General features: G+C 54.9%; 6 protein-coding genes. All 6 read right to left on the minus strand.

Annotation, left to right across the window (positions count from 1 at the left end; all coding sequences use genetic code 11):
• Window positions 1–66: 66 nt before the first annotated feature.
• Window positions 67–831, minus strand: coding sequence for a DUF4386 domain-containing protein (locus HZB53_07095; protein MBI5877399.1), 765 nt, complete (start codon window positions 829–831; stop codon window positions 67–69).
• A 100-nt stretch (window positions 832–931) separates the two neighbouring features.
• Window positions 932–1654, minus strand: a complete 723-nt coding sequence (locus tag HZB53_07100) for a DUF4386 domain-containing protein (GenBank protein MBI5877400.1) — start codon at window positions 1652–1654, stop codon at window positions 932–934.
• A 150-nt stretch (window positions 1655–1804) separates the two neighbouring features.
• Window positions 1805–2524 carry a DUF4386 domain-containing protein gene (locus HZB53_07105; GenBank protein ID MBI5877401.1) on the minus strand — a complete coding sequence of 240 codons (720 nt, stop codon included), beginning with the start codon at window positions 2522–2524 and terminating at the stop codon, window positions 1805–1807.
• A 53-nt stretch (window positions 2525–2577) separates the two neighbouring features.
• Window positions 2578–2850 carry a hypothetical protein gene (locus tag HZB53_07110; protein ID MBI5877402.1) on the minus strand — a complete coding sequence of 91 codons (273 nt, stop codon included), beginning with the start codon at window positions 2848–2850 and terminating at the stop codon, window positions 2578–2580.
• A 23-nt stretch (window positions 2851–2873) separates the two neighbouring features.
• Complete coding sequence (locus HZB53_07115; protein ID MBI5877403.1) at window positions 2874–3563, minus strand: NAD(P)H-binding protein; 690 nt, start codon at window positions 3561–3563, stop codon at window positions 2874–2876.
• Window positions 3564–3729: 166 nt separating this feature from the next.
• Complete coding sequence (locus HZB53_07120) at window positions 3730–6426, minus strand: LuxR family transcriptional regulator (protein ID MBI5877404.1); 2697 nt, start codon at window positions 6424–6426, stop codon at window positions 3730–3732.
• Window positions 6427–6751: the final 325 nt, after the last annotated feature.

Raw genomic sequence — 6751 nt, forward strand, 5'->3', positions numbered from 1 at the left:
AGCATTTACATGTAGTTGAACGGGGAGAGGGAGGGCTGAAGACCCTGCCTCCCCCCTATTGCAAATCTATGCCGCACTCAAAAGCTCGTTCGTGGCTTTCTTGCCCGGATCACTGCGCAGCATGACGATCCCGAGCCAAACGAACCAGACGATGAGACCCAGTGCATTGACGGACAACACGGCATCGGAGGCCGTGAAGACATAGAGGATGCCTGCTAGACCAACCAGCACGCCAAGATAGTTCAGCAGCCTGGGAAGCGCCTTTGCCTGCAAGGCCGCCCAACTCAGCAGCAGAAACCAAAGGCCGGTGACTATCGTTTCCCCGCCGCCTGCGCCCAAACCGGTGGCCACAGAGTCGAGCGTCAACCAGACCGTCGCAGCTTGAGCCGGATTCTGGCCGAAGAGTCTGACGACTGTGTTCAGGCTGTTGATCTCGAGTGCGCCGAGCAAGATGACCAGGACAGCGTAGATCAACGTGAAGACGCGCACTGCCGGAGCCAGCACGGGCGAGCCGGCCTTCAATCGCTCATAGAGCGCCAGTGACAGGAAGATCAGACACACGCCGAGGGTCAACCAGATGATCTGATACCACAGGCGCATTACAGCCTGGTTGGCCGCAAGAAAGGCCACGTACTGGCCCGGATCACCTTTGGAGTCGCCACCTTTGGGCAGCAGCAAGGTCACATACACCACGAGGCCCAGGATGTTCGTCGCTCCCCCGATCAATGCGGCGATGCCGCCCATCTTCTGTAAGTTTTTCATTTTTTCTCCTTTTTGAACGATATGGATGAGTTTCTGTGAATTGGACTTGGATGAAACAGTGATCGCCATCCGATTGTGTCCACTTTTTAAGGTCAATTCCACGAGCATTTACATGTAGTTGAACGGGGAGAGGGAGGGTTGAAGATTCTGCCTCCCCCCTATTGCAAATCTAAGCTGCCCTCAAAAGCTCATTTGGCGCTGTTTTCGCAGACAGAGAAGCGACTGCAGACGGATTGAATCCTTTGACGATCAGCCATACTGCTAGAACCATTTCTTGCAAACCTATGGGGATCTGCAAAACGTCGCTGATCGGCGATGTGGGGCCGGAAAAGCCGAACATCACCAACAGGTAAGTTGCTAAAGTCATGATGTCCCCAATGATGCCCCAAACAGATAACCATCGAGGAACAAGTTTGGATTTAAACAACAGATAATAAAACATTAACCCGCCCAGGGAAAAAACGATCATCCCATAAACTTGAAGCTCCTTTGTTTCATACAACACATTGGCCAAAACCTGTAAATTGGAAGCATCCGGGCTTCCGGCTTGATATACCTGGCTGAGCGGCAGCAGCAGCAACCAGCTGACAAAGGAAACCAGGTAGAAAACGGTTTCAAGTGCCCCCCTGAAAACAACATACCCAAGTGCAAGAATTCCATCGTATTTTCTTAAGACGGGGTATGCTATAACAGGAATCATGGCAAGTGCCAAGGCTCCCGTTAGTATAAACAGTGCTCCCAATGTGATTGGGTTTCCATTGGCAGAAATACTGGCCAGAAAATCCTGGGAACTTCGGGTGGATCCCGTAACAACACGGGTTAGGATGTGAGTAATTGTTCCGATGATGAACAACCACCCCACCATTCTTGCGATATTTTTGTTTGTATTCATTTTTTTCTCCTTTTTTGAACAGTATGGATGAGTTTTATTGAATGGTCCCAGTTACTGCATGGGATTAAACTTGTTGCTCATGTTTTGCAGGACTGGCAATCCAGCGTCATTTTCAGGATTGCCAGTCTTACTGTGCGTAAAATCAATCCGTTATTCTGTTTTGGCAAACAGGGCAGCGATCGCAGATGGATTGAATCCCTTCACGATAAGCCAGACCCCCATGACCATTTCCTGTGGCATCAACACCATTTGCAAATACAACCCAATGCCGTTATCTAGGCGAAAGAAATGCAACAGGGCGTAAGCCATATAGGGAACCACGCCGATCAAGCCCCAGACGGACAACCAGCGGGGAATCAGCCGGGTGCGGTAAAACGAGATATCAAGACACGTAGTCCCGATAAGAAATAAGATGACCCCGGCCGGCGCAAGGATGTCCAGAAACTGATACACGACCTTTATCATGGATTGCAAAGCAGCCGAATCAGCGCCGGTGGCGACGTATTCTTTTCCAAGAGTGAACAAGGCTACGAAACCGAGCGTCATCGCAAAATAATAGGCGCCTTCCAGCGCTCCACGGAAAAGCAACATGCCTGCCGCAAGTTCCTTGCTGTCTTTCCTGAAGATCGGGTACAGGAAAACCGTCATCGCAGCAAGTGAAATCCCCATCAAGAGGATTAAAAACGAACCGCCGACAAGCCGGGACGGATCGGCAGCGAGGATGCTCAACAAATCCGGACCAGAGAGTGGTTTGGCTTGTACGATCGAAGAAATCACCTCACCACCAACGACAGCACTTAGAAACGCAATGACCGTCCCCAGGATGTAGAGGACGCCTGCCATTACTGCATTCTTTCTGTATGTATTCATTTTTATTCTCCTTGTTGTGATTGATTTAGCGTAAACAAGCCGCCTACGCCTATTTATGGTTTGACATCTGACGCATCCGCCTGGCCGGGTTCGACAGGACTGACCGAGACCAATGGCATGCCTAAATCACGCACTCTTTTGAGCAGCCCATGCAATGCGGACTGGTCAATTACCGGGCCGGTTAAAAGCGTATCGCCGTCCTCTTCCAGCGTGATGGTCAAGCCGCCAAACCAGTCTGTCCATTGAGAACCCAAATGGCCCTTGAGCCTGATCTGATAGACCACGGGTTGACTTGGTTCAGATCTTGCAGCGAGTTCGTTTGACATTATCCTAACCCGCCTCTCAAGCGCTAGCCGGACGCTTTGACAGCGAGCGCTGAGGGGGTCTGGCAGCCTACGATCGCCGGCGCCTCGTGAACGAGTTCGTCATCCTCCAGGGCTGCCACCATGAAGAGGGCATAATCCACGCGGCGGGTCATGTTGCTCGCGAGGATAGGGTCGCCTACGTGCCGGCTCCACACCGGCAATCCCTGGCTCTCGCCCTCTTCAAGGTCGCTCCCGCGCACGACCGTCCACCGGGTGTCGCTGGCAAACACCCGCCGACATGCTTCCACCTGGTCGTCAATGTCAATGAGGTGGGTCAGCCACCCAAGAAGGCGAGCGATCTTTTCGTCTCTTTTCAGAGATGGTGGGTACACATCTTTGCCGTCTCGCGAAATATGCCAGCCGCAAGAGAATATGAGGCGCGCGCCCGGTCGCGCGTAGTCGAGTACCGCCTGGGCCGTTCCCGATGAATAGTGGTTAGCCCCCCAAGGGACCAACACGGTGAGTACCCCGTCGCACCCTGCGACCGACTTCTTGATGACTTGGGGGTCGTTCGTAGCCCCGGGAATGACGGTGATGCGCCCTCTGAACGCGTCAAGCTTGCCGACGCTGCGTGCTCGACACACGCCAACCACCTCGTAGCCCCGGTCAAGCGCGTGCTGAACCATGTACTGCCCGAGCTTCCCGGATGCGCCCACGATACAAACTCTTTTCATTGCGACCTCTATTTGCGGTGGCAAACAACAGTCTGCGCCACTGGCTCGATGTACAAGCATCATATCTGCAACAGAGTGTCAGCGTACAGACACGATGGTGTTGCTTGGAGGTGTTGTTTTGAATTATGGGGGGGGGGAGAATCTTGAGGAATACGAACACTTACAGTTACAACAAACCTAGCTCGCGGGCGCGGGCTATGGCTTCAGTGCGGCGTTGCACTTGCAGTTTGTCAAAGATTCTGCGGTTGTGCCCCTTGACCGTGTCCAAGGCGAGGAAGAGTCTCTCGCCAATTTCACGATTCGAGAGTCCCTGGGCAACGAGTTGGAGTACTTCTAGCTCGCGTTGGCTCAACGGCTCGATCAGAGGCTGGGCAGAGGGCAGATAAGATTTGTTTTCACCCTTCGGCTTCTCAGCTTCAAATACCGCCAGCAGCTTACCGGCATAGTCCGGCATAATCCCACAGGCAACCGCATCGGACAATAATCGAGCCATCGGGGCGCCTTCGTCGACAAAGACACGGATGAAGCCGCCCGGCTCGGCCAGCGCCAGCGCGTCACCCAGCAGTTGCACCGCCCTATCTTTTTCCCCATGTGCGTGGTAAGCGACCGCCTGTAGAACCTTCGTCTTAAGCCGCTCATCCGCCCAACCCTTGGCTTCCATTTGTTGGCGTAATGGCTCCAGCGCCGCCAGTGCTGCGGACGTGTCTCCCTGGGCCAGGAGTACCCGGGCTCGGCTGATGGGGAGTTCGTGCGTTTGAGCCAGATCAGCGGCTGCGTCAAGGTTACCTTGTCTTAGCAGCACCATTACCTGTGCGGCAGCAACTTCAGGGATGCGATGCACAAAGTTATACTGGCGCGCGGACTGATCGGCCTCCGCTAACATGGCGGCCGCGCCAGCCACGTCTCCTCGGGCAAGTTTCAGGCGGGCAAGAAACACCTCACAGATAACGAATCTATCAGCCGCACGATCATACTGCCGCGCTAGTTGAAGGCTCTGCTCCCCGTACTGTTCTGCGGCATCCAGGTCGTTCCATTCATAGAATATGCGAGCCAGGCCAATAAACTCTTGATCAGCATTCAGAGGTGACTGATCACTAAGCAGTTGCAGGGAGCATCGGTAGGTTTCGGCCGCCTGATAAAGCTGGTTTTCAGATTCCTGTACATTGCCCAAGCCGGTTGTAGCTGATGCGGTGAGGTAGACATTCCCAGATGCTTGTCTGATAGCTTTGGCTTCGGTATAGGCCTGACGGGCCGCGGCTCGGTCCCCCTGGAGCTGGTAAGCAAACCCCAGCGTCCGGAAAGCTCTACTGCGGAAAGGCAGGTTATCGGGGTGCAGGTACTCCAGGGCGCGGTGCGCCTGGGTGATCATGGCTTCCGGCTGGTAGTGGGCGAGCGCCAACGTGGCTCTTACGGCGGCAATTTGTCCAATCAGGTCGCGGGTCTTGTCATCGAGATCGGCATTTTGCAAAGCTTTTTCAGCCGCTTGCAGTTTCTCTTCCACACCGGTTATCTGTCCAGCATTTAGCGCCAACGTGGCAGATCTCACCCACAACCAGGGCCTGGCATCCAATAAGGTCTTTGGCAGCGAATCCAACCAGTCGAATACGGTTGTCACCGCGGCGCGTGAGTGCTGGGGGATCCCCCCTCCAATAATCAGCCGCTCGGCGCGTTCAATGTCATTGGCGGCAGCCGCATGGTGGAAGGCTTCGATCTCCAGGGCATTGTCTTCGTACCACTGGCTGGCACGGATGTGGTATTCGGCCACGTCCCTCCCCTCATCCCCTGTAGACGAGTCGGTGCTCTGGTGCAGTCGCTGCCGCAGCAAATCAGCAAAGAGATGATGATAGCGGTACCAACGCCGCTCGTTATCCAGGGGGATGATGAACAGGTTGGCGTGTTCGAGATATTCCAGGGTTTCTTGCCCGGAAGCAGAGGGGGCGAGGAGAACGGCATCACACAGGGGACCGCACATGCGGTCGAGGATTGATGTGCGCAGCAAGAAAGTCTGGACGCTTTCGGTCTGCTGTTGCAGAACCTCTTCAACCAAATAGTCCAGCACGAAATGGTGGCTGCCGGTGAAAGATTTGATGAAACTGGCGGCGTCTGATCGCCCCTGCATGGAAAGGGCGGCTAATTGCAGGCCGGCGATCCAACCTTCAGTGCGGGCTTCCAGTGCGGCGATGTCTTCCTCGGAGAGGTTCAGTCCCATCATTTGGTTGAGAAAGTCGGCGGCTTCGGAGGTGGTAAAACGCAAATCAGCGGCGCGCAGTTCGGTCAATTGACCCCGGACGCGCAACCGGGACAGGGGTAAATGTGGATCCTCACGGGTGGTGATGACTAGGTGCATCTGTGGTGGCAGGTGCTCGAGCAGAAAGGTGAGCGCGTTGTCTACTGGTTTGGAATCAATAATGTGATAGTCGTCAAGGACGAGGATGAAATTGTCCGGGATGGTGGCGATTTCATTGAGCAGGGCTGTCAGAATCGATTCGATTGGCGGTGGCTGAGGGGATTGGAGCACACCTAACACCCCTACTCCAATATTCGCCGCCATCCCTTCGACGGAGTCCATCCTGAGCGAAGTCGAAGGACTCAGGGCAAGCGTCTGCAAAGCCGCGATGAGGTAAGTCAGAAAGCGTGTGGGGTCGTTATCCCCTTCGTCCAGTGACAGCCAGGCCACCGGTTGCCCGCAACTGGCGACCCATTCGCTGACCAGCGTGGTTTTGCCAAAGCCGGCGGGGGCCGAGACGAGGGTCAGTTTGCGGTGCAGCCCGTCGTTCAGCCGCGCGAGCAGACGGGGGCGCAGGACCACTTTCGGGCGCGGCGGGGGGATATACAGTTTGGTGGCTAAAATTGGCGTAGACACAGATCGATTATAGGAAACTTATCTCACTGCCGTCAACTTCGATGCTGTGTTCACAGCAATTCCCATTTTGGCTTTGGACGGGTACTTTCCAATGCCGGCTTGCTATGAACTGGCCCCCTGGTGCTTATCACGCAAGCTGGCTCGACAAGAAAGCGGGGTTGCCCTCCCCCCGACCCCCTCCCAACAAAGTGTATGGACCGGAGACATGGTTTACACTCGTTCGGGGACATAGGTTACATGGCCAGTGGTGCTGTGCGTGCGTAGATTGAGGCTGCCCAGCGCATGCTGGCAGAAATACACGTGCCACTCGTCCTCCGCCAGCAGA

The sequence above is a fragment of the Chloroflexota bacterium genome, from assembly GCA_016235055.1.
In the GTDB taxonomy this organism is placed as follows: domain Bacteria; phylum Chloroflexota; class Anaerolineae; order JACRMK01; family JACRMK01; genus JACRMK01.

What these genes read in the sequence shown, in the direction of transcription:
- HZB53_07095 (MBI5877399.1), bottom strand. Translation starts at nt 831, where the DNA reads ATGGCGATCACTGTTTCATCCAAGTCCAATTCACAGAAACTCATCCAT.
- HZB53_07100 (MBI5877400.1), bottom strand. Translation starts at nt 1,654, where the DNA reads ATGAATACAAACAAAAATATCGCAAGAATGGTGGGGTGGTTGTTCATC.
- HZB53_07105 (MBI5877401.1), bottom strand. Translation starts at nt 2,524, where the DNA reads ATGAATACATACAGAAAGAATGCAGTAATGGCAGGCGTCCTCTACATC.
- HZB53_07110 (MBI5877402.1), bottom strand. Translation starts at nt 2,850, where the DNA reads ATGTCAAACGAACTCGCTGCAAGATCTGAACCAAGTCAACCCGTGGTC.
- HZB53_07115 (MBI5877403.1), bottom strand. Translation starts at nt 3,563, where the DNA reads ATGAAAAGAGTTTGTATCGTGGGCGCATCCGGGAAGCTCGGGCAGTAC.